The sequence below is a fragment of the Alkalihalophilus lindianensis genome, assembly GCF_032843265.1.
GTDB lineage: Bacteria > Bacillota > Bacilli > Bacillales > Bacillaceae_D > Alkalihalophilus > Alkalihalophilus lindianensis.
In genome coordinates, this window is the sequence record NZ_JAWJBA010000356.1 from 1 (window position 1) to 270 (window position 270).

General features: G+C 30.0%; 1 protein-coding gene. It reads right to left on the reverse strand.

Features of this window, described 5'->3' with window-relative positions; all coding sequences use genetic code 11:
• On the reverse strand, positions 1-270 hold a 270-nt coding region (locus RYX56_RS22555; protein ID WP_336623195.1), incomplete at both ends, for a CYTH domain-containing protein.

Consider the following 270-nt stretch of genomic DNA (forward strand, 5'->3'; position numbering starts at 1 on the left):
TATTAGATTTACTTCGCATTCCTCATTTTTCAGAATATTTTTAATAAAATCTGGAACTTCTCGTTGAGCAGAAAAATTCTTAGTATTTTTTAACGTATTAAAAAGGTCGTAATCAAGATTTATATTGAATTCTTTTTTATTGTGTACATGTTCGCTTATTTCTGCGTTCTTAATTTTCATCGTCAAGCTATAGTCGGTAGAGTCCGTCTCTCGTAGTCTTAGTGAAATCCCTTTATTCCTCAACATATATGCTGTTGTATCAAAGTAATA